The organism is Hymenobacter sp. NBH84, from assembly GCF_014217645.1.
In the GTDB taxonomy this organism is placed as follows: domain Bacteria; phylum Bacteroidota; class Bacteroidia; order Cytophagales; family Hymenobacteraceae; genus Hymenobacter; species Hymenobacter profundi.
Genome location: NZ_CP043644.1, coordinates 2,822,027 through 2,844,476 on the forward strand (window position 1 = coordinate 2,822,027; position 22,450 = coordinate 2,844,476).

Consider the following 22,450-nt stretch of genomic DNA (forward strand, 5'->3'; position numbering starts at 1 on the left):
CAGACGCGCGCAGCAAAGCTGCTGGGGCGTAGTGCTCACTCGACACAGCCGAGCGAGTGCGAAGAACGGCCGCGAAGCAGCACTTCCTATGCGCACTGGCTACGCCGCTTCTACAGAATCTGGCAAAACTCCAGCCGCTCGCCATCAGGCCCCAGGATGTTGAGGTATTTGCAGCCCTTTTGCCAGAAACCCAGATACACCGGCGCCTCCTCTACGATATGAAACCCGTCTGCTTTCAGCGTGGCGTAGGTTTCGTCGATATCATCGACATCAAACGCCACGTGGTCGATTTTACCATTTGTGCGCTTTCTGATTTCCGTTAGCGTGGGCTCGGGCATTTGGTACAGCTCCACGATAATCGTTCCGTGCTGCATCATCATTACCCTACCCTCGCTGCACTCGTGCGCAAAGGTAGAGGTCATCACGTTTTCGAAACCCAGGCGTTGGTAGAACTTTTCCGACGATTCGATATCTGTTACTGAAATACCGACGTGTTGCAGGTGGTTTATTTTTATGTTCATACAGAAAGCAAAAAATTAAGTACTCTTTTTAACTCACATGTCTATCCTGAATACATTTTTGAAAAGCAGCCTCATCAATTATATCAATTGAGATGCTTTTATCAAGTTTTTGCAAAAGGACAAGCTCTTGCTCATTTAAATTTTCAAATTGAATCATATTTTCGTGATTGATAAAAATACCAATGAGTTTATTACCATAAAAAAAGTATAGTTCATCAAATTCATAATAGTAATGCTTTTCATCGTATTCAAAAATATTTCTAGGTGGAAACATCCCTATCTCATGCACTGAAAAATCTTGTCTCAACAATCTTTCTTTGCAATCATCATTCAATTTAAACCTGCATACAATGTCATCATTTACTTCTACCAAATTCATTTTCTCAAGATTCCAATTCTTAAAAAAATCTAGATACTTTGGAGATAAATCATTTTCACTATAAACATTCATAAAAGCAAAACTATCTGATATTTTATAGAAGTACTCTTCAAGTATAGTTCGCCATGTATCATTCGGAATATTCGACCACGAAGGACTATATTCTCCTGTTAAATCTATTGAATTAAGATACAGCTTATCTGCCATGAGTCTTTCTTGTTTTGCTATTAATTCGCTTCCTATGAATCAGTAGGACAATATAGCTGTCATCACTTGTTTCAAAGCAATCATAGCACATTAGCTTTCTAACGCCCTCTATCCTCCCCTACGCCAGAAATACCCGAAAAGCAACACCTCTCCGCCCGGTTTCTTTTCGTACCTTTGTTTCCCGTTATGCCAGACCGAAACTCCACGTCCGCGGCTCCAACGGCCAAGTATATTTTTGTCACCGGCGGGGTGACATCCTCTCTCGGAAAAGGAATCATTTCCGCTTCCCTTGCCAAGTTGCTGCAAGCGCGGGGCTTCCGGGTCACCATCCAGAAGTTCGACCCCTACATCAACATCGACCCCGGCACGCTGAACCCGTACGAGCACGGCGAGTGCTTCGTGACCGACGACGGCGCCGAAACTGACCTCGACCTGGGCCACTACGAGCGGTTCCTGAACACGCCCACCTCCCAGGCCAACAACGTAACCACGGGCCGCATCTACGACCACGTGATTACCAAGGAGCGTGAGGGCGCCTACCTCGGCAAAACTGTGCAGGTGGTGCCCCACATCACCGACGAGATTAAGCGTCGCATGCTGCTGTTGGGCGAAACCGGCCAGTTCGACGTGGTGATTACCGAAATCGGCGGCTCCATTGGCGACATCGAGAGCCTACCCTTCGTGGAGTCGGTGCGGCAGCTGCGCTGGGAACTGCCGGAAAGTAGTTCCCTGGTCATTCACCTCACCCTCCTACCCTACCTGAAAGCGGCAGGTGAGTTGAAGACCAAGCCTACCCAGCACTCGGTGCGCGACCTGCGCAGCGCCGGCCTGCAACCCGACATTCTGGTATGCCGCTCCGAGCACCCGATTCCGCCGGAGATGCGCCGCAAGATTGCACTGTTTTGCAACGTCAACATCAACTCCGTTATCGAGAGCCTCGATGCCGACACCATTTACTCGGTGCCGCTGCTGATGCTAAAGGAGCACCTCGACGAGCGTGTAATCAAGAAGCTGCGCTTAAACGGTGGCACGCATCCCGATCTAGAAAACTGGAAGGATTTCTTGGGCCGGCTGAAAAACCCTACCGAGGAAGTGACAATTGCACTGGTAGGCAAGTATGTAGAGTTGCCCGACGCCTACAAATCCATCAACGAAGCTTTCGTACATGCTGGCGCGCAAAACGAGTGCAAAGTGCACCTGCGCAGCATTCAGTCGGAGCACATCACGGCCGATAACGTGGCCCAACTGCTGCACGGCGTGGATGGTGTGCTGGTGGCGCCGGGCTTTGGCGAGCGGGGTTTTGAGGGCAAGATTGCGGCCGTGAAATACGTGCGAGAGAACAAGATTCCCTTCTTCGGGATTTGCCTGGGTATGCAGGTGGCCGTGGTGGAATTTGCCCGCCACGTGCTGCAATTGGAAGGCGCCAACTCCACGGAGATGGACCCAATGTCGCCGAACCCCGTCATTTCGATGATGGAGGCGCAAAAAGCTATTACGCAGAAAGGCGGCACCATGCGCCTGGGCGCCTACGACTGCGAGCTGCGCCGCAACTCCAAAGCCGCCAAGGCCTATGGCCGCAACCACATCAGCGAGCGGCACCGCCACCGCTACGAGTTCAACAACGACTACCTCCAGCAATTTGAAAACGGCGGTATGGTAGCCTCGGGCACCAACCCCGACACGGGCCTGGTGGAAGTAGTGGAAATTCCCAACCACCCGTGGTTTGTGGCCGGGCAGTTTCACCCGGAGCTGAAAAGCACCGTGCAGAACCCGCACCCGCTGTTTGTGCGCTTTGTGAAAGCCGCTATTCAGCGGCATAAGAACGAGTTGTAGGGTAAGCATTGAATTCGTCTGTCATCCTGAGCAGAGCGAAGGACCTTCTCACGGTAGAACGACGAGCGTAACAACGACTCGTTCTACCGTGAGAAGGTCCTTCGCTCTGCTCAGGATGACAGAGGTTATTGCCTACTCTTTCCCTGCCAAAACTACCGGGCTAGGAAAAATCACCTGACAACCACGACCTTTGTAGGAGTCGCGCCGGATTTTTGCGGCACGACTCCTACTTTTTATTTTTTCAGTACCCATTTTTCATGGATAGAAATTCAGCAACGGGCCTGTTTTTGATGGCGGCCATGCTTCTGGTGTATCTCTTCTTCTTTGCGCCCAAGGTAGAGGAAGAAGCCAAGCACGCAACCAAACCAGCCGCAACTACGGCTGTCGTGCGCGACACGGTCGCTACTGCCGCCGCTCCCGATTCGGCGATGATTGTGCGCCAGCTGGGCGCTTTTGCCGGCGCAGCACAGGGCACGGCCCAACAGGTGCAGCTGCAAAACGACAACCTCACCCTGACCTTCACCAGCAAAGGCGGCCTGATTGAAGCGGTGCGCTTGAACAACTACAAGACATTTTTTGGCAAGCCGCTGTTCTTGCTGGATGCGCAGAGCGCCAAACTGGACACCCGTTTCCGTACGCTGGACGGCCGCACGGTGCGCTTCTCCGATCTGTATTTTGAGTCGAGTGGCCCGCAGCCGTTTGCAGCTGATGGCAAAAACGGCCAGCGGCTGACTTTCACGGCCCAGGTAGCCGGCGGCAGCATCGAGCAGGTGTATACGCTGCTGCCCGGCAGCTACGAGGTAGGCTACAACCTGCGCATGCAGGGCCTAGACCGTGTGGTGGCGCAGGAGCCGCTCACGCTCACCTTCGTGGATAACGTGCGCCAGACGGAGCAGGACGCCAAGCAGAACCGCAACCACAGCACCATCAACTACTACTTGAAGGACGACCACGGCGCCCTGGCCGAAACCAGCGAAAATCCCGAGGAGCAAACCTTCAACGAGCCGCTGAAGTGGGCCGCGCACAAGCACGACTTTTTCGTGGCCGGCCTGATTGCCGACAACAACTTCTCGACCGGCAAATTCAACTCGACGGTAGACCTGAACGATTCCACGTTCATCAAAACCCTCACCTCTTCGCTCACTATTCCGGTGGCCGACGCGCAGAGCGGCAAAGCCGGCATGCGGTTTTTCTTCGGCCCGAACTCGTTTAGCTTGCTGAAGCAGGTAGCGCCCGAGTTTGACCGCAACGTGTACCTAGGCTGGGGCTTTTTCCGGTGGGTGAACCGTTTTGTGATTATTCCGATTTTCCACTTTTTGGAGCAATTCATTGGTTCCTACGGTATTATCATCGCCATTCTGGTAGTGATTATCAAGCTAGTAACGTGGCCGCTGACGTACAAAACGTATGAGTCGCAGGCGCGCATGAAGGTGCTGAAACCCGAAATCGACGAGATTAAGGAGAAGTACCCCGACGACCAGGTGAAGCAGCAGCAGGAAACGATGAAGCTGTACCAGACCTTCGGGGTGAGCCCGTTGAGCGGTTGCGTGCCCACCCTGCTCACTATCCCGATTCTGTTTGCCATGTTCCAGTTCTTTCCCAACGCCATTGAGCTACGGCAACAGAGCTTCCTGTGGGCCAAGGACTTGAGTAGCTACGATGTATTCATCAAGCTGCCTTTCTATGTGAAGTGGTACGGCGACCACGTGAGCCTGTTCACGCTGCTCATGACGGCCTCTACCCTACTCATGACCTGGCAGAGCCAACAGATGAACACGGCCATGCAGGGCCCTATGAAGTTCTACAGCTACCTGATGCCGCTGGTGTTCATGTTCGTGCTGAACAGCTTTGCGGCGGGCCTCACGTGGTACTACTTCGTGTCGAACATGGTTACGTTTGCCCAGCAGGCCATCACGCGTAGCTTCGTGGATGACACGAAGATTCGGGCGAAGCTGGAGGCTAACCAGGTGAAAAACAAGGACAAGAAGCCCAGCGGCTTCCAGGCCCGCTTGGCCGAGGCTATGAAGGCCACCCAGGAGCGCGAGGCCGCCGCCAAGCGCCAAGGAGGTAAAAAATAAGGCTGATTTTCTGTCTGTTTGAAAAGACCTGCGCCTACCCGGCGTGGGTCTTTTTTATGCGTGACACGTTAGGGCACTATACTTGGGCCTGGTTTTTGGCCTACTATTTCTGCACATTCTCCTACTTCCTATGCGTCTTTCCCTGTTGCCTATACTTATTGTGTGTGGTAGTATGGCGGCCTGTTCCACCAGTGCCCAGCAGCCTACCTCGTCGCAAACGCCTGCCCCTACCCAGGGAAACATGCCTGTGCAGTATGACCCTGCAAAGGACCCGGCCATGAATCAGCAACAGGCCCCGCAAAGAGACCAACCCGTAGTAAAACCAACAGCGAAAGACGCCCCCGTTATGGTGTTTCGTAAGACGCGCTGCTTTGGCACCTGCCCCGCCTACACTGCCACCGTGTACGCCGATGGCCGCGTAGCCTACGAGGGCCTCGATTTTGTGACGCTCAAAGGCAAGCACGAGTTGCGCCTACCCACTGCTGTTATCAATCAGACCATACAGCAGGCCAACGCCTTGCATTTCAGCCAGCTACAAAGCCACTATTTGTCTGGCGTCAGCGACTTACCCTCTACCTACCTCACCCTTACCCTAGCCGATGGCACGCAGAAAACTGTGCAGGCTGAGTTGACCAACGACACGCCCCCGCCACTGAAAGAGTTGCTTACCTACGTTGCGGAGCAAATGGATAAGATAACAGCCGGTCTGGAGAGATAGAGAAGAGCCGTCATTACGGCCTGTAGCCCCTACCCTGCCCGCCAGCGGGCGAGGTCGGCGGCGGAGTCTACGTCGTGGAGGGTAGGGAGCAGCGCCGTGCGCAAGCCCAGTCGTTGCGCGTCGGCGAGGGTATCGGCGAGGACGGTAGGCGTGCTCCAGGTTTTGTTTGCGAATAGCACCGGCTGCGGTTGGCGCAGGCCCAGCAGGTAGTAGCCACCGTCATCGGCGGGGCCAAGTACCACATCGTGGTCGGTTAGGAGTTGAAATGCCTGGGTGAGGTGCGCGGCTGTCAGGCCGGGGCAATCGGTGCCGATGATGGCAATGCGGGTAACACCAGTGGCAAAAGCTTCGGCGAAGGCGTGTGCCATGCGTGCGCCCAGTGAGTCGGCGGTAGGCTGCACGCGCCAGGGTAAATCAGGCCACTCGGGCAGCGCTTCGTTAGGGGCGAGTGGGATGGTAGGCTCCTCGGCCAGCCACACCGTGGCAGGTATCTGCGCCTCTGTTACGGCCTGCGCTGTGTGGGCCAGTAGTTCCCGATACACGCTCAATGCTGCTTCCGCCCCGATACCAGCCGCCAGCCGAGTCTTGACGCGACCCAGCACCGGCTCGCGGGCAAAAATCAATAGGTGTATTGAGGTATCCAGTGCGGTCATATAGCAGGTTTTTCTTGTGCCTCTACAATTTGCCCTTGCGGATAAAAAATCGATAAAACCGCACCAGGTTCTCTTGTGAGACGCCTAGCCAATAGAGCACTGCAATGCTGGTAAACAACCCTTGTAGACGATACACGCCATTATCGAGGTACTTGCGGGCGGAGGTAGTGACGGTGCGCGGCACCACCCGGAACGGGCCTTGGGCTTTCAGCCGCACGATGATTTCCTGATCTTCCATCACCAATAAATCTTCCCAAAAGCCACCAATCTGCGCGAATAGCGCTTTCGACACAAACAGGCTTTGGTCGCCGAAGCGCACGACCGTCCACGGAAAGCGCGTAAACCACGCATTGGCACGCAGAAACCAGTGCGGGTGGTCGAACGCCAGGCGGTAGCAGCCGCTGCGGTATCCCTGCGCTAGCGCCTGCCGGATGTCGGCGAGGAAGCCCGCAGGCGGATATGTATCGGCGTGCAGAAAGTACAGTATCTCGCCGGTAGCCATGTGGGCGCCGTGGTTCATTTGGGCAGCACGCCCCTTGCGCGGACACACTACTACCCGCGCTCCGGCCGCTTGCGCCAGGGCCGCCGTAGCGTCTGGGCTTTGCCCATCGGCCACCAAAATTTCCACTTCATCGCCCACTGTAGCGGCGCGCAGGCAACGTACCAGTTCCGCAATGGAATCGGCTTCGTTGAAGGTAGGAATGATGATGCTGACGGATGGGGCAGCACTATTTCCTGAACTGCTAGACGACGGCATCAGAAACTAACAGCTGCAGGAAGAGTCCACTGCATCGGAATTAGCGGACGGAGACGGACCGCAGGGGAATAAGCCAAAATGTCGGGTTTTGTCACCAGTCACGTTGAAATACGAGGCGTAGCGCGTTTGGGTGAGCATATCGGCGGTGTTGCCACACACCAGCACGGGCCGGCCGGTTTCAAAGTAATGGTGGTCGTCGAGGGTGAAGCCGTGGGGCTCGTCGGGTAGGGAGCCCAGGTAGGTAGCCACCTGGCCGTAATCCTCGCACTGGTCTTCCAAGTCAAGCTTGAAGGCCCGCACCGTGAGCGAGTAGAACTTGATATTGCCCACTTTCTGCTCGATTTCCGCATTTTCTATCGTCAGGCGGCGGCGCTCGGTGAGGCGGTAGTCACGTATGCCCAACTCGTGCAGCAGGCGCCGAAAATCCTGCTCATACAGCGCGCCGCTCAGGCACTCGCCATACAGTACAGGGTCCTGGCGCAGGGCTTCGGGTATGCGCCGATCAGCAAAAACATCCGAGATAAACAACTCGCCCCCAGGCTTCAATACCCGAAATATTTCGCGGTAGGTAGCGGCTTTGTCGGTACTCAGGTTCAGCACGCAATTACTCACCACCACATCCACGCTGTTGTCAGCTATGTCGGCAGTGCGCAGGTCTTCAATGTAGCCCTTACGAAACTCCACATTGGGCTGGGTGTAGCCAAACCGCTCGGTGTGCGTGGCCACATGCCGACGCGCCACGGCCAGCTGCTCGTCGGTCATATCCACGCCAATCACGTGGCCGTTTTCGCCCACCAGCTTCGAGAGTAGGAAAGCGTCGCGGCCGCTGCCGCTACCTAGGTCCAACACGGTGCAATCGGCCACGGCTGGCGGCACGCACACACCGCAGCCGTAATATTTATCTAATACTTCGGGTTCCAGCGTGGCCAGAATTCGGCGGTGCGCCGCCGGAATATCGGTGGTGCAGCAGGCGTTGGTTTTCAGGTCCTGGCTGGTTGTCAGCTGCGTGCCGTAGTAGTCGCGCACCTGGCTTTGAATAGTAGTCTCCATTGCTTTCAGTAAATAACTAGACCGTAGCGCCGCCGCAGCTGGAACCCGCACCAGCCGTGCAGCCGTAGCAGTGCTGATTTATAACCACGGTGCGGCCTTCCAACGCCATTTGGTCGAAATCCTGAATATGGCGCGGGGCCGATGCTTCTACCAGCAAATCGAGCTGTTGGTTGAAGTCGCAGTCGTAAAGCTGGCCGTCCCAGCCCACGGATAGCGTGCTGCGGCACATCACGTTGGCGGCGGCGGCAGGGTTGTAGGCTGTCACCAGCTTCTCCATATACAGCTCGTACCTGCCGCTTTCTAGCAAGAATTCCAGGAAGCGGTTGATGGGTAGATTGGTGATGGTGAGCAAGTTGTTGAACACAATGCCGTAGTCCTGCATCAGCTGGCGCTTATAGTCCACTTCTAGCGCCGCCTGCGGACCGGGTAGGGAAGCGCCGCCAGGATTGAACACCAAGTCCAGCACTAAACCTGTATCGGCCACGCCATAGCCCACGGCATTCAGCATTTGCAAGGCCCGAATGGAACGCTCAAATACCCCGTCGCCGCGCTGCTTATCAGTATTCGCGGCCGTGTAGCACGGCAGCGACGACACCACCCGCACCCGGTGCCGGGCAAAGAATTCGGGCAGATCGTGGTACTTCTTATTGGCCACGATGATGGTGAGGTTGCAGCGCACAATCACGCTGCGGCCCAACGCCGAAATCTGCTCCACAAACCACCGGAAATCCGGGTTCATCTCCGGCGCGCCGCCTGTGAGGTCTACCACCGGAATATCGGTCTGCGCCAGCGCATTGAGGCACTGCTGCATGGTAGCGCGGGTCATGATTTCCGTGCGGTCGGGGCCGGCGTCTACGTGGCAATGGTGGCAGGTCTGGTTGCACATCTTACCCACGTTAATCTGCATCACCGTGAGGCCCGTGGGACGCAGAGGCAGCAATCCGGTTTCGCGCAGCTTAGCAGCAAACGGCGGCAAGTGACTACCGGCAGCCTCCGCGTGGGTGAGCACGTTCAGCTGGTAGCGGAGGTCGGCGAGCGGGTGTTGCTGGGTGTGGAGGGATTTCATACGGGGTAGGGATACGGATAAGGTAAGCAATACGACGTGTCATTTCGAACGCAGTGAGGAATCTGAGTATGGAAGCTTTAAACTCAGATTCCTCGCTGCGCTCGGAATGGCATATTTACTCCTTCCGAACGCGCTCCAGCGTGAGCTGGTTCATGGGATTGGGCCGCAGGCCACGTACATTATTCTGCGTCAGGCGCACTACCTCATCATAATAAAGCGGCACCACGGGCGCGTCGGCCATCATCAGGCGGTCCATCTGGCGATAGAGGTCGTAGCGCTTAGCGGTGTTCTGCTCGCCGTTAGCCTGCTGATAGAGACGGTCGTAGATCGTGTTTTTATAGTGCGTTTTGTTGGGACCAGCGGGCGAGAAGTTCGGACTGTAGAATAAGGCCAGGTAGTTCTCGGCGTCAGGGTAGTCGCCCAGCCAGCTTTTGGTGAAGAAGGCGGCACGACCGTTATCCACCAGCTCCTGGTGGGCAGCGGCCTGGTTCACATCAATCTGAACCTGCGCGCCTACCTCAGCCCATTTCTTCTGCATGTACTCGCAGATTTCCTTGCGTTCCTGCACCGTGCTCAGGCGCAGCCGCAGCGGCCGTCCCGGACCAAAGCCCGCTTCCCGCAGCAGCGCCCGCGCTTTTTGGGGCTGGTAATCGTAGCCCGGCACCAGGGTAGCGCTGTATGAAGGCAGCGACGACGGCACGAAGCCCGATACGCCCGGCACGCCCACATTATTCAGAAAATACGCCACCATTTCGGGCTTGTTGAGGGCGTAGCTCAGGGCCTGACGCACGCGCCGGTCGCGCAGAGCGGGCGTGTCGTCGTCGGTAGGTAGGTTTTTGGGGTCGAGCTGAAAGCCCAGGTACTCCGTGTTGAGGTAGGGCACTTTCTCTACCCTGAATTTATTGCGAAATTCCTCGCGCACGGTGCCATCGGGGTGCATAATCAGGTCGCGCGAGCCTTCCCGAATACCCGACAGAAAATCCAGCTTACCCTGCTGAAACGTCAGAAACTCCGTCTTACGGTCCGTGATAAAGCTGATTTGCACCGCGTCGAGGTAGGGCAGCGGCTGGCCCTGGGCGTCGCGGCGCCAGTAGCTCGGGTTACGGTGGTAGATGATGGCGTTGCTTTCGTCCCACACCTTGAACCGAAACGGCCCCGTACCCACCGGATGCTCCCGGAAGTCCTTGCCGTAGCGTTGCACCGCTTCGCGCGGCACCACGTAGGCGTAGGGCATCGTCAGAATGCCCAGAAACGGGATAAACGGCTCCTTTAAATAAATGCGCAGGGTAGAGTCGTTGGCGGCCACAAAGGCCGTGTCGCTAATTTCTCCCTGACTGTTTTCCAGCACCTTCCCCCGAAAAATCCAGCCGCCGGGACTGGCCGTGGCGGGGTCGAACAGGCGCCGGAAGCTGTATACAAAGTCCTGCGCCGTGACGGCCCTACCCTTACCGCCGGCAAACACCTCCGAGTCGTGGAAGCGCACGCCGGAGCGTAGGGTGAAGGTGTACGTCTTGCCATCGGGCGAGATTTGGTATCGGCGCGCAATGGCCGGGCCGGGCTTTAGGCTGTCGTCCAACTCCAGCAGGCCGTTGTAGAGCTGGGTCACGGCCCAGATATTCGCCTGCTTGTTGGCAAAGGCCGGGTCCAACGAGGTCAGGGCCTCGGGCTGGTTGTAGCGAAACACGCGCCGGTCGTCGGTGGGCTGCGCCGGGCCGCCGCAGCCGCTCAGCAGCCCCGTGCAGACAAAGGAAAAACCGGCCAAACGACGCAAAAAACGAACTCATGAGAAAGGCGAAACAGTGTATCTTTGTGCTAAACTAAGCTGTTCGCGGTTATTAGTTGTCAGTTGTCAATCAAATAAGACTGTCATCCTGAGCACAGCGAAGGACCTTTTCACGCTGGAACGAGTCGTTGTTAACGCTTGTCGTTCAATTGGCATGAGGTCGTTCGCAAGCTCGGGATAACCATCCTACACAACGGCAACTTGATAACCCGCAACTGACACACCTGCATTACTCTATATGAAACTGACCTACTTCGGCCACGCGTGCTTCCTTCTTGAAACCGGTGGGCAGAAAGTGCTTTTTGATCCGTTCATCCGCCCCAACCCTTTAGCTAAAGACGTGGAGGTAGAGAAGATTGAGGCGAACTACATTCTGCTCACGCACGGCCACGGCGACCATGTGGCTGATGTGGAAGAAATTGGCAACCGCACCGGCGCCGAACTGGTGGCCATTGCCGAAATAGCTGGCTGGTTTGGGCAGAAAGGCCTGAAAGCTGCTTACCCCATGAACATTGGCGGCAAGGTAACCCTACCCTTCGGCACCGTAAAAATGGTAGCCGCCACGCACTCCAGCTCTCTCCCCGACGGCACTTACGGCGGCCTGGCGGCTGGGTTTATCGTGGAAGCGGAAGGCAAAACGTTCTACTTCGCCGGCGACACAGCCCTCACCTACGACATGAAAATCATTGGTGAGCAATACAAGCTGGACTTCGCTATCCTACCCATCGGCGACAACTACACTATGGGCATTGATGATGCGCTGGTTGCGGCCAACTGGGTAGGCGCCACTAAGCTCATCGGTATGCACTACGACACGTTTCCGGCCATCAAAATCGACCAGGAAGCCGCCAAAAACAAAGCGCAGCAAGCCGGCAAAGAGCTGACGCTGTTGCAAATCGGCGAAACGATTGATCTGTAACAGAAGCTGCTGGCTGCTAGCCACATTCTTCTCTACAGCGCGAGTATACTTTATAGAAAAGCTAACAGCTAACAGCTAACAGCCAACAGCTTTAAAACACATGGGCAAAATCATTGCGGTAGCCAACCAGAAGGGCGGCGTAGGCAAAACCACCTCGGCCATTAACCTGGCAGCCAGCCTGGCGGCGCTGGAATATCGGACGCTGCTGGTCGATGCCGACCCGCAGGCCAATGCCACGTCGGGGGTAGGGTTCGACCCCAAGGATATCGAGAACAGCGTGTACGAGTGCATGGTGGACGGCGTGAGTGCCGAGGACACCATCCTGCAAACCAACATCCTTCCCCACCTCGACCTGATGCCTTCCCATATTGACCTGGTAGGTGCTGAAGTAGAGATGATTAACCTTCCCAACCGGGAGGAGAAGATGAAAGATGCGCTCCGCCCTCTGGCCGATCAGTACGACTTCATCATCATCGACTGCTCGCCTTCGCTAGGCCTGATTACGGTGAATGCCCTTACGGCGGCACACTCGGTTATCATTCCGGTGCAGTGCGAGTATTTTGCGCTGGAAGGCTTGGGCAAGCTGCTGAACACGGTGAAAATCATTCAGGGCCGCCTAAACGAGACGCTGGAAATCGAGGGCATTCTGCTTACGATGTACGACGTGCGCCTGCGCCTCTCCAACCAGGTAGTAGAGGAAGTGAAGCTGCACTTCCAGCAGTTGGTATTCGATACCATTATTCCGCGCAACGTGAAGCTATCGGAGTCGCCAAGCTTTGGTATTCCCGTGATTCTGCATGATGCTGAGAGCAAAGGCAGCATTAGCTACCTGAACTTGGCCCGCGAGATTGTGGAGAAGAACGTGGTAGCCGCTACCCCAGAAGCTGAAGCAGAGCAAGAAGAAGCCAGCGACGAGGCCGCATAACTATTAATCAAAAGCTTTGTCATCCTGAGCAGAGCGAAGTACCTTCTCGCCTAAGAACGATGCTCGTACCAACGACTCGTTTTTAGGTGAGAAGGTACTTCGCTCTGCTCAGGATGACAAAGCTTTTTAGTCGGAAGCAGTCCCCGGCTTCCCTACCCAACGAAATTTCCCTAACCTTCCCGGCGGTTTGTGTATTTTTGAATCCGGCTTTATCCGCTGATGAATAACAGCCGCTCGCAGGTATGTCAGAGAAAAACGAAGAGAAAAATATTCCGTCGCTCCCCAAGCGCAAAGTAGGCGGCCTGGGCCGTGGCCTGAACGCGCTGATTGAGGGTAGCTACGAAAAGAAAAGCGACCGGGTAGGCTCCACGGGCCTGGTGCCCCACCCCGTCAATTCCGTGGGGTTGATTCCGGTGGGTCACATTGAGGCCAACCCCTACCAGCCCCGCACGCACTTCGACCAGACTGCGTTGCAGGAACTGGCCGAATCGATCAAGATTCAGGGCATCATCCAGCCCGTAACGGTGCGCCAGATGGGCACCAACTCCTACCAGCTGATTTCGGGGGAGCGGCGTTTGCAAGCTTCGCGGCTGGCGGGTCTGGAGACTATTCCGGCCTACATCCGCAAGGCCGACGACCAGCAGATGCTGGAAATGGCGCTCATTGAGAACATCCAGCGCGAGAACCTCAACGCCATCGAAATTGCCCTCAGCTACCAGCGCTTGGTGAGCGAGTGCAACCTGAAACAAGAAGAACTGGGCGACCGGGTAGGCAAAAACCGCTCGACTGTCACGAACTACCTGCGCCTGCTGAAACTGCCACCCGATATTCAAATCGGTCTGCGCGACAACGTGATTTCGATGGGCCACGCACGCGCGCTGGTCAACATCGACAGCGTAGAGCAGCAGTTGGCGTTGTTTCACCGCATCGTGGATGAGGAGCTATCAGTACGCAAGGTGGAGCAGTTGGTGCGCAACGGCCTCACGCCGCCCGCCAAAGCCGATGCTGCTACCTCGGAGCCTACCGAGCCACAGGTACCCGTAGCCGAGCTGCGTCGCACTGAGCGCCACCTCTCCGACCGTTTCGGCAGCCGCGTGCAGGTGAAGCCAGGCCCACAAGGCCGGGGCGAAATCAAGATTGCCTTTGATTCGGTGGAGGACATGCAGCGTATTCTGCACATTCTGCAACCGGCGTAGAGTAGAGTTAATAGGCCAACATACTACCGGCCAGCCGGATATCGTTGAGGCGCTATACAGCGCCCCAACGTGTGGCGGCATTCTTTTTTTACCCTCTCTATGTCTACCTTGTTTCGTTACTGGTCGCTATCCTTATTATTGCTGACGTTCCTCGTCACTGCTCATCAAGCCCAAGCGCAAATAGCCGTTACGGCCGGGCCGGACTCGTCGCAGGTAGCAGAACCCCGCCAGGAAACCGTTGCCGACTCACTCCGCAAAACAGAAATGCTATTTGGCCGTCGCGTGACGCGCCCGACCAAGGCAGCAGTATGGGCTATCATTCCAGGCGGCGGACAGTTTTATAACAAGAAGTACTGGAAGGTGCCTTTGGCGGTAGGGCTCATTGGGGGGGTAGTGGCGATGGAAGTCTATTCCCAGACGCAATTTCACCGCTACGTTGAGCAAAAGAATTTTTTTCTAAAAAGGAATATAACCGGTACTACGCGTCTTACTGATGCACAATTCGCAGAGTCTCCCGGATCTCGTGACCCTGAACTGGTGAATGGCAGAACGCCATTTGGCACGGAGCGGAGCATTATTCGCTTCCGTCGCTACCGCGACCAATTTATTGCCTACTCAGCTGTTGCCTACGGCCTCACCGTGCTTGATGCTCTAGTAGACGCCCACCTCAAAGACTTTGATATCAGCGACGACCTCAGTCTGAATGTGGAACCCGCTATGCTGCGCACACCAATGGTAGCTGCGGCGCCGGGCGTATCGCTTACTTTTTCGCTTACCTCTACCCGCTCTTTTCCTCGAAAATGAAGTTGCTTCTTATTGGCTACGGCAAAATGGGCCAGGCCATTGCGGCCCAAGCCACGGCCCGCGGCCACCAGATTGCCGGCATTGTAGACCCTACCCATCCAGGCGTGCAAATCACTGATTTCACCCCCGAAACCGCCGATGTTGCTATCGAATTCACCCACCCCGACGCGGCTTTTGGCAACGTGCGGGCGTGCTTGCAGCAGGGCATTCCGGTGGTGTGCGGCTCTACGGGCTGGCTACATCATTTCCAGGAGGCACAGGCGCTGAGTCAGGAAACCGGCACGCCGCTGTTCTATGCTTCCAACTACAGCGTGGGAGTAAACTTATTCTTCCACTTCAATGAGTACATCGCTGCCAAAATGCACCAGTTTGGCGGCTACGACGTGCAGGTGCGCGAGATTCATCACACCCAGAAGGTAGACCAGCCCAGCGGTACGGCCCTTACGGCCGCCGAGGGTATTCTACGTCACTTTCCGGCCAAAACCACCTGGCGTAACGAAGCCACCGATGCGGCGAATGAGTTGGCGGTACTGTCGGAGCGCACGGGCGCGGTAGTGGGCACGCACATCGTCACGTATCACTCCACCGCCGATACCATTGAGTTGAAACACGAAGCCCACACCCGCGACGGGTTTGTGCAAGGTGCCCTGCTGGCGGCGGAGTGGCTTCCTGGCCGTAAGGGCGTGTTTGGAATGAAAGATTTGTTGGGGTTGTAAGAGCCAGCCTATTCGGAAAAGGCCGTCATTTCGACCAGCGGGAGAAATCTCGCGTGCTCCGGTAATCCCTGACCATTGGATTAGCGTGGCACGCAAGATTTCTCCCGCTGGTCAAGATGACGGTACTAGCCTAGTAATCAAAATTTACCCGTTCTTTGGGTAGTGAGCCGGACGTTACTCCGGCGTTATTCTGCATCTCCGCCTTTCGTATCATGGCCGTACAATCCTGGGAAGACCGCCTCAAGGCGCAACAAGCCAAACCGAAACCGACCCAACACAAAAAAGCCAAGAGCGTGTGGCGGGAGTGGGGCGACGCGATTTTGTTTGCCGTGGTGGCCGCCACACTTATTCGCTGGGCCACGTTTGAGGCCTATACCATCCCTACCCCTTCCATGGAGCACTCCCTGCTGGTAGGCGACTATCTGTTTGTGAGTAAGCTGCACTACGGCCCGCGCACGCCGCAAACGCCCTTGCAGGTGCCGCTCACGCACCAGACTATCTGGGGCACGAGCCTGCCGAGCTATTCCGATGCCATTCAGCTGCCATCGTACCGCCTACCCGGCTTTTCGGAGGTGAAGCGCAACGACGTGGTGGTGTTTAATGTGCCGTTTGAAAGCCAGTTTCCGGCCGATTTGCGCACCAACTACATCAAGCGCTGCATCGGCACGCCCGGCGACGTGCTTGAAATCAAGGATACGCAGGTGTACATCAACGGGAAGCCCATTCAGACGCCCGTGGAGTCGCAAAGCACCTACGACTTGGAAACCACCGCGCCCGTACGCGACAAGTTTTTCCAAGAGCAGAGCGTACTTGATTACCAAATTGATGGCAGCGGCATGGCGGGTGGCAACGGCCTGCCCTACCCCAGTGCCCAAACGCCAGGCGGCAACTACGTGTACCAGAACCTGCACATGACCAACGCGGCCGTCAGTTACTTCCGCCAGCAGCCCTACGTGAAGAACCTGGTGCCAACCAAAGCCGCGCCCGGTGTGGCCAACCCGACTTTGTTCCCCAACCGCGTCGACTACCCTTCCCTGACCATGACCAGCGCCACCGAGCGCCCCTGGAACGTGGACAACTACGGTCCCCTACCCGTCCCAAAGGCAGGCCAGACCGTTACCCTGACGCCCGAAAACGCCGGTATCTACTACAAAATAGTGGCCCGCTACGAGCACAACGAGGGCATCACGTGGCAGAACGGCATGATTTACCAAAACGGTAAACCGCTCACCAGCTACACCATCAAGCAGAACTATTACTTCATGATGGGCGACAACCGCCACAACTCTGAAGACTCACGCTTCTGGGGTTTCGTGCCCGAAGACCACATTGTGGGCAAGGCCGTGCTCATCTGGATGTCGGTGGACCCTTATGCTGATTTCTTCCATAAAATCCGCTGGAGCCGTCTTTTCAACCTGATTAAGGATTAATGTCTGAACCACGGATTCGCTCGAATATTGAGGATTTCGTGGATGATTTTCATAAGGCCGTAAAACCAAAAGAGCTTGCCAAACGGCAAGCTCTTTTGGTTTGAATCAATTACGAAATCCGTTTAATCCTTAATATCCGAGCGAATCCGTGGTTCAGATAAGCTACCAGATAATCGGCTGCTCGCCGTGCTGTTCTAGGTAGGCGTTGGTTTTGCTGAACGGGCGCGAGCCGAAAAAGCCGCGGTCGGCGGCGTAGGGCGAAGGATGCGCGGCCTTTAGCACCAAGTGCTTCTTCGCGTCGATGATTTCGCCTTTTTTCTGGGCGTAGGCGCCCCAGAGGATGAATACAACGTGTTCCTTTTGCTCTGATATTTTTTGGATAACGGCATCCGTGAACTGCTCCCAGCCCTTTTTTTGGTGAGAGCCGGGTGTGCTGGCTCGCACGGTTAGGGTAGCGTTTAAGAGCAGCACGCCTTGCTCGGCCCAGCGGTCGAGGTTGCCATCGGGGGCGGGAGCGGTACCGGGAATATCGTCATACAGCTCCTTGAAAATATTTTGCAGCGAAGGGGGCGTGCGTACCCCGTGCGCCACCGAAAACGACAGGCCGTGCGCCTGACCTTTGCCGTGGTAAGGGTCTTGGCCCAGAATCACGACCTTCAGCTGATCGAACGGGCAGGCCTGAAACGCATGAAAAATCTGCGGGCCAGGCGGGTAAACGGCCGTGGTGGCGTACTCGCCACGCAAAAAGGTGGTCAGGTGCTGGAAGTACGGTTTCTCGAATTCTTCGTGCAACACCTTGCGCCAACTCTCATCTATCTTTACATTCATACGGAAATAGTTTATTTTGCGAAGTGGGTAAGCCCTAGATGATGCCAACTGCGTAGATAAACCAAATTCCGCAGACTAGCGTTAGTCCTATTCTACACAGCACAGCAGCAGCCATGAATACTACCACTACGCAGGGAGTAACGGTGAGTGTTACGACCAACTACCTACCCGATTACTCAAGCCCCGGCCAGGAGCACTACGTGTTTGCCTATAAAATCGATATTCGGAACAACAGCGAGTACACGGTGAAGTTGTTGCGCCGCCATTGGCACATCTACGACGCCAATGGCGTAGTGCGCGAAGTGGAAGGCGACGGCGTGGTAGGCCAGCAACCCGTGCTGGAGCCTGGTGAGGCTCACCAGTACGTATCGGGCTGCAACCTGAAAACGGGTCTGGGCAAGATGCGCGGCACCTACCAGATGGAGCGCCTCGCCGACGGCCGCGAGTTCACTGTCGAAATTCCTGAATTCACCCTCATCGTGCCGTTCCGGCTGAATTAACTTTTTAGTCTTGAGGCGATAGTTGTTAGGTATTCACTGTTTCCTAACAACTACCTCCCCACAACTAAGCAACTCACAATTTCTTTTGCTTCACCAAGCACTTAGTTACTTACGGTTTTTGGCCCGCTCGGGGAATGCACATGGGCTGCATTCCCCGTTTGTTTTTGGGTTGTATAACGATGTCATTCAGCATACGGGTACCTACCAGGCATTTGCCCCGATAGAAGAAAGACGGCAGTTCTTGCGCGACAGCGAAGACCGTATCACGGTCACGGATTTTGGGGCTGGCTCGCATACGGGTGCGGGCCAGCAGCGCCGCTTGCGCGATGTGGCCCGCACGGCTGCCAAGCCGCCCGCGCTGGCGCAGTTGCTATTTCGGTTGGCGAACTGGCAGCAGCCGCGCACAGTGCTGGAACTGGGCACGTCGCTGGGGCTGACTACCGCCTACCTGGCCGCGGCCGATTCGCGTGCCCGCGTTATCACGTTTGAGGGCTGCCCCGAAACCTCCCGCGTGGCCCGCGAAACCTTCGCGGCCTTGCACCTGCACAACGTGGAGCTGGTATCGGGCAACCTCGATGCGACCCTCACCCCCACCCTCCAACACCTGCAGGCCCCCCTCGACTTCGCCTTTTTCGACGGCAACCACCGCTACGAGCCTACCCTGCGCTACTTCGAGCAGTGCCTGGCCCACCGCACCGACCACAGCCTGTTTGTGCTGGATGATATCCACTGGTCGGCGGAGATGGAGCGCGCCTGGGCCGCCGTGCAGCAGCACCCCGCCGTATCACTCACCATCGATTTGTTTTATGTGGGCCTCATCTTTTTCCGGCCCAATCAACCCAAACAGCACTTCACGCTCCGCTTCGACCATCCGGTGGATAGGTTGCTGGAGCGGGCAGGGCGGTTGTCGGCGTGATTGGAGGGTTGAGTTGAGCAAGCGCCTGTCATCCTGAGCGGAGCGAAGGACCTTATGCCCGTAGAACGAGTCGTTGGTACGCTTGTCGTTCTGCCGTGAGAAGGTCCTTCGCTCCGCTCAGGATGACAGACTGGTTTATCTCTACCTCAATCAATACCCATACTTCTCGCCCCATTGCTGGCGGAGCCGCTCGCGAATTTTGTGCTCGGCGGGGTTGTCGCCGGGGTGATAGAAGGTGGTGCCGCTGAGTTGTTCGGGTAGGAACTCCTGGTACACGAAATTGCCAGGGTAGTCGTGGGCGTATTGGTATTCCTGGCCGTAGCCGAGCTGCTTCATGAGCTTGGTAGGCGCGTTGCGTAGCGGAATAGGAATTGGTTGCACGCCCTGCTGGCGCACCAGTGCCCGTGCTTCGCGGATGGCTTTGTACGAGGCGTTGCTCTTGGGCGAGGTAGCGAGGTATACCACTGTCTGGCTCAGGATGATATCCGACTCGGGTAGGCCAATGACCGTGACGGCTTGGAAGCAGCTCTGGGCCAGCAGCAGGGCGTTGGGGTTGGCGTTTCCTACGTCTTCGGAAGCCAGGATAAGCAAGCGGCGGGCAATAAACTTCACGTCTTCGCCACCTTCCAACATCACGGCCAGGTAGTAGAGCGCCGCGTTGGGGTCGGAGCCGCGGATGCTCTTGATGAAAGCCGAAATCACGTCATAGTGCATCTCGCCGCCTTTGTCGTAGCGCGCGAGGTGCTGTTGGGCCAGCTGCTGCACCACGGCATCAGTAATGACGATTTCGCCGGTGACGGGCGCGGGCGAGGCAGCTTGCACCACAATTTCGAGCAGGTTGAGCAGCTTGCGCGCATCGCCGCCCGAGATGGTGAGCAGGGCGTTGTATTCGTCTACCCGCACCTTTTTGCGTTTCAGTGCCTCATCTTCAGCCAAAGCGGTATCAACTAAACCAATGAGCACGTCTTTATCGAGCGCCTCCAGCGTGTAGACTTGTGCCCGGCTCAGCAAGGCCGGAATCACCTCAAACGATGGATTTTCGGTGGTAGCGCCAATCAGCGTGACGGTGCCGTGCTCCACTGCACCCAGCAGCGCATCCTGCTGCGCCTTGCTAAAGCGGTGAATCTCATCAATAAACAACAAGGTGCCCGGCTGGCGCTTGGCGCGCTCAATCACCTCGCGCACGTCCTTCACCCCGGCGTTGATGGCCGACAGCGCCGCAAATGGCCTACCCAGCTCCTGGGCTAGCAGGTTGGCCAGGGTGGTTTTACCCACGCCAGGCGGCCCCCACAAAATCAGGGAGGGTAGGCGGCCGGCGTTGAGGTAGCGCCGTAGCACGCCCTCTGGCCCGATGAGGTGCTGCTGCCCGGCGTACTCGGCCAGCGTGCGCGGACGGCGGCGCTCCGGCAGGGGGGCATCGGGGCTCGTGGGGGTAGGGCGGGAAGGCGTTTCGGAATCGAAGAGGGAACCAGTAGACATAGTGCAAAGGTACGGAGGCTGCGTACCTTTGCCGGCCATGAAAAACCCCGTTTTGCTGCACGCCGCTCTGTTTCTGGTTGCGCTGATTTATGCGGCCAACTATAGCCTATCGAAAGACGTGATGCCTGTGTATGCCGGGCCGTTTGGGTTGGTGGTGTTGCGGACGCTGGGCGCGGCGCTGTTTTTTGGAGTACTGAGCCGCATTGTGAGCAAAGACCGCATCACAGGCCGCGCTGACAACGTGCGCGCTATCTTGAGCGGGATTATCGGCATTGGAGCCAACCAGTTGCTATTTTTCGGGGGCCTCAACCTGACCACGCCCATCAACGCCTCGCTGGTGCAAACCGTGTCGCCGATTGTGGTGGTGCTGGCCTCGGCGGTGCTGCTGGGCGAGAAAATCCGGCCGATGCGCGTGGTGGGCATTTTGGTGGCTGGCATTGGCGCGGCGCTGATTGTGCTGGGCCGTGAGGTGCCCGGGGTGGCGCATGGCGCTAATCCGGTGTTGGGCAATATTCTGATCTTGTGCAATGCCTCGGCTTTCGGCGTGTACCTGGTCATTGTGATGCCGCTTATGCGCAAGTACAACCCCTTCACGGTGCTGGCGCGCATTTTTCTGGTAGGAGCATTGGCGGCCCTACCCTTCGGCTGGCGACAGGCCCTAGCTATCGACTTCGCCAATTTGCCGGTGGTTATCTGGGCCGAGATTCTGTATATGGTCGTTTTCCTGACCATTGTCGCCTACCTGCTCAACAACTGGGCTTTGAAGTACGCCTCCCCTACCCTCACCGGCGTGTACCTCTACCTGCAACCCGTGCTGGCGGTACTCATTGCCGTGGCCCTAGGCAAAGACACCTTCACGGTGGAAAAAGCCCTGCAAGCCTCCCTCATTTTTGTAGGTGTGTTCCTGGTGAGTAAGAAACCCAAGGCAACGCCCGTGCCCCTCACGCCCACCGCGGAGTAGAAAACGCTCTATTCTACTAATGATTAGGCTGAAAAGGTCTAGGCTGTACTAACGCCCCGGCTTTTCATAAAGGCACTACCAAAAGTAGCGTCATTATTCAGCCTACTCCTCCGGCTGCCTGCTCTTGGCAAACCGATAGACCAAGAGCATCCCGGCCACTGCCTGCACCGACAGCCCGGCGAGTATCAGCCAGCTGGCCGCTTGTGCATGCTGTGTCTTCAGCAGCGCGCCCAGTAAAACCAGGGCAATGCCCACCGCAAAAAACGAAAACAGACGGGGGTACGAAGGCAGTTGTTCCATCGCGCAGAAGTAGGCGAATTTAATTGGGTAGGGTGCGCTGAAAATGCAGTTGCAGAATGGTAGCCAGCTTTTCCTGCGTGAGTGGCTTGCTGACCAGCCCGGCAATGGGCAAATCGTTGAGGCGGGCTAGGTCGCGGGCGTCCATGGTAGTCGTGAGCATAATCACCACGGTAGCGTGACGTTGCACGTCGGGCAGCCGCACGTAATTTTCCAGAAATTCGATGCCATTCATGCCCGGCATGTTCACGTCCAGCAAAATCAGGTTGGGACCGTTCGATTCGTCGGGCTGTTGCAGCAGTTGCAGGGCCTCCGTACCGCTTTCGGCCACTAGCAGGCGGTCAGTTATTTCCAGCTTCTTGAAAAGCAGCTCATTCAGAAAATTATTGGTTGCATCGTCGTCCACGAGCAAAACGCTGGCGAGCTTCTCCATT

The 22,450-nt window shown here is 56.5% G+C and carries 23 protein-coding genes; 12 read left to right on the forward strand and 11 right to left on the reverse strand.

What is annotated here, in order from left to right:
• Positions 1-110: 110 nt before the first annotated feature.
• Together F1C16_RS11785 and F1C16_RS11790 are read right to left on the reverse strand one after the other, a co-directional pair.
• Entirely contained in the window at positions 111-521 is a 411-nt protein-coding gene (locus F1C16_RS11785) for a VOC family protein (protein WP_185280847.1), read from the reverse strand.
• Positions 522-549: 28 nt separating this feature from the next.
• Positions 550-1,107, reverse strand: coding sequence for a hypothetical protein (locus tag F1C16_RS11790; RefSeq protein WP_185280848.1), 558 nt, complete (start codon positions 1,105-1,107; stop codon positions 550-552).
• 186 nt (positions 1,108-1,293) lie between these two features.
• Between F1C16_RS11790 and F1C16_RS11795 the strand changes: the two genes are divergently transcribed.
• The 3 genes from F1C16_RS11795 (at position 1,294) to F1C16_RS11805 (ending at position 5,736) form a co-directional block, all read left to right on the forward strand.
• A complete protein-coding gene (locus F1C16_RS11795) occupies positions 1,294-2,940 on the forward strand; it encodes a CTP synthase (protein WP_185280849.1) in 1,647 nt (548 codons plus the stop codon).
• A 257-nt stretch (positions 2,941-3,197) separates the two neighbouring features.
• Positions 3,198-5,018 carry a membrane protein insertase YidC gene (yidC, locus tag F1C16_RS11800; RefSeq protein WP_185280850.1) on the forward strand — a complete coding sequence of 607 codons (1,821 nt, stop codon included), beginning with the start codon at positions 3,198-3,200 and terminating at the stop codon, positions 5,016-5,018.
• 172 nt (positions 5,019-5,190) lie between these two features.
• Positions 5,191-5,736 carry a DUF6438 domain-containing protein gene (locus F1C16_RS11805; RefSeq protein WP_185280851.1) on the forward strand — a complete coding sequence of 182 codons (546 nt, stop codon included), beginning with the start codon at positions 5,191-5,193 and terminating at the stop codon, positions 5,734-5,736.
• Between the two features lie 29 nt (positions 5,737-5,765).
• Here F1C16_RS11805 and F1C16_RS11810 read toward each other — a convergent pair whose 3' ends face one another.
• The 5 genes from F1C16_RS11810 to F1C16_RS11830 form a co-directional block, all read right to left on the reverse strand.
• Positions 5,766-6,389 carry a TIGR04282 family arsenosugar biosynthesis glycosyltransferase gene (locus F1C16_RS11810; protein ID WP_185280852.1) on the reverse strand — a complete coding sequence of 208 codons (624 nt, stop codon included), beginning with the start codon at positions 6,387-6,389 and terminating at the stop codon, positions 5,766-5,768.
• Positions 6,390-6,411: 22 nt separating this feature from the next.
• Positions 6,412-7,146 (reverse strand): TIGR04283 family arsenosugar biosynthesis glycosyltransferase, encoded by a 735-nt coding sequence (locus tag F1C16_RS11815; RefSeq protein ID WP_185280853.1) that lies wholly within the window; start codon positions 7,144-7,146, stop codon positions 6,412-6,414.
• Between the two features lie 6 nt (positions 7,147-7,152).
• On the reverse strand, positions 7,153-8,196 hold the full coding sequence (locus F1C16_RS11820) for a methyltransferase domain-containing protein (RefSeq protein ID WP_185280854.1): 1,044 nt from the start codon (positions 8,194-8,196) through the stop codon (positions 7,153-7,155).
• A gap of 16 nt (positions 8,197-8,212) precedes the next feature.
• Positions 8,213-9,262 carry an arsenosugar biosynthesis radical SAM (seleno)protein ArsS gene (gene arsS, locus F1C16_RS11825; protein WP_185280855.1) on the reverse strand — a complete coding sequence of 350 codons (1,050 nt, stop codon included), beginning with the start codon at positions 9,260-9,262 and terminating at the stop codon, positions 8,213-8,215.
• 115 nt (positions 9,263-9,377) lie between these two features.
• Positions 9,378-11,024 carry an ABC transporter substrate-binding protein gene (locus F1C16_RS11830; RefSeq protein ID WP_258048888.1) on the reverse strand — a complete coding sequence of 549 codons (1,647 nt, stop codon included), beginning with the start codon at positions 11,022-11,024 and terminating at the stop codon, positions 9,378-9,380.
• 259 nt (positions 11,025-11,283) lie between these two features.
• Between F1C16_RS11830 and F1C16_RS11835 the strand changes: the two genes are divergently transcribed.
• From F1C16_RS11835 to lepB, 6 genes are all read left to right on the forward strand, one after another.
• Positions 11,284-11,964 carry a metal-dependent hydrolase gene (locus tag F1C16_RS11835; protein WP_185280857.1) on the forward strand — a complete coding sequence of 227 codons (681 nt, stop codon included), beginning with the start codon at positions 11,284-11,286 and terminating at the stop codon, positions 11,962-11,964.
• Positions 11,965-12,064: 100 nt separating this feature from the next.
• A complete protein-coding gene (locus F1C16_RS11840; protein ID WP_185280858.1) occupies positions 12,065-12,889 on the forward strand; it encodes a ParA family protein in 825 nt (274 codons plus the stop codon).
• 242 nt (positions 12,890-13,131) lie between these two features.
• The gene (locus F1C16_RS11845; RefSeq protein WP_185280859.1) at positions 13,132-14,085 is read left to right on the forward strand and encodes a ParB/RepB/Spo0J family partition protein; all 954 of its coding nucleotides are present in this window, start codon (positions 13,132-13,134) and stop codon (positions 14,083-14,085) included.
• Between the two features lie 99 nt (positions 14,086-14,184).
• Positions 14,185-14,889 (forward strand): DUF5683 domain-containing protein, encoded by a 705-nt coding sequence (locus F1C16_RS11850; RefSeq protein WP_185280860.1) that lies wholly within the window; start codon positions 14,185-14,187, stop codon positions 14,887-14,889.
• Positions 14,886-15,605, forward strand: coding sequence for a 4-hydroxy-tetrahydrodipicolinate reductase (dapB, locus tag F1C16_RS11855; RefSeq protein WP_185280861.1), 720 nt, complete (start codon positions 14,886-14,888; stop codon positions 15,603-15,605). The genes F1C16_RS11850 and dapB overlap by 4 nt, the downstream gene beginning before the upstream one ends.
• Before the next feature lie 212 nt (positions 15,606-15,817).
• Complete coding sequence (lepB, locus tag F1C16_RS11860) at positions 15,818-17,035, forward strand: signal peptidase I (RefSeq protein ID WP_185280862.1); 1,218 nt, start codon at positions 15,818-15,820, stop codon at positions 17,033-17,035.
• Between the two features lie 162 nt (positions 17,036-17,197).
• Here the strand turns inward: lepB and F1C16_RS11865 are convergent, their stop codons facing one another.
• On the reverse strand, positions 17,198-17,863 hold the full coding sequence (locus tag F1C16_RS11865; protein WP_185280863.1) for a uracil-DNA glycosylase: 666 nt from the start codon (positions 17,861-17,863) through the stop codon (positions 17,198-17,200).
• A 113-nt stretch (positions 17,864-17,976) separates the two neighbouring features.
• Here F1C16_RS11865 and apaG point away from each other — a divergent pair, with 113 nt between their 5' ends.
• Both apaG and F1C16_RS11875 read left to right on the forward strand, forming a co-directional pair.
• A complete protein-coding gene (apaG, locus tag F1C16_RS11870) occupies positions 17,977-18,363 on the forward strand; it encodes a Co2+/Mg2+ efflux protein ApaG (protein ID WP_185280864.1) in 387 nt (128 codons plus the stop codon).
• A 169-nt stretch (positions 18,364-18,532) separates the two neighbouring features.
• Positions 18,533-19,279 carry a class I SAM-dependent methyltransferase gene (locus F1C16_RS11875; RefSeq protein WP_308461632.1) on the forward strand — a complete coding sequence of 249 codons (747 nt, stop codon included), beginning with the start codon at positions 18,533-18,535 and terminating at the stop codon, positions 19,277-19,279.
• 150 nt (positions 19,280-19,429) lie between these two features.
• On the opposite strand, the gene F1C16_RS11880 is transcribed toward F1C16_RS11875, so the two are convergent.
• Positions 19,430-20,758, reverse strand: coding sequence for a replication-associated recombination protein A (locus F1C16_RS11880; RefSeq protein WP_185280866.1), 1,329 nt, complete (start codon positions 20,756-20,758; stop codon positions 19,430-19,432).
• A gap of 37 nt (positions 20,759-20,795) precedes the next feature.
• Between F1C16_RS11880 and F1C16_RS11885 the strand changes: the two genes are divergently transcribed.
• The gene (locus F1C16_RS11885; protein WP_185280867.1) at positions 20,796-21,719 is read left to right on the forward strand and encodes a DMT family transporter; all 924 of its coding nucleotides are present in this window, start codon (positions 20,796-20,798) and stop codon (positions 21,717-21,719) included.
• Positions 21,720-21,821: 102 nt separating this feature from the next.
• Here F1C16_RS11885 and F1C16_RS11890 read toward each other — a convergent pair whose 3' ends face one another.
• Positions 21,822-22,019, reverse strand: a complete 198-nt coding sequence (locus F1C16_RS11890) for a hypothetical protein (protein ID WP_185280868.1) — start codon at positions 22,017-22,019, stop codon at positions 21,822-21,824.
• 19 nt (positions 22,020-22,038) lie between these two features.
• Entirely contained in the window at positions 22,039-22,449 is a 411-nt protein-coding gene (locus tag F1C16_RS11895) for a response regulator (RefSeq protein ID WP_185280869.1), read from the reverse strand.
• Between the last annotated feature and the right edge of the window lies 1 nt (position 22,450).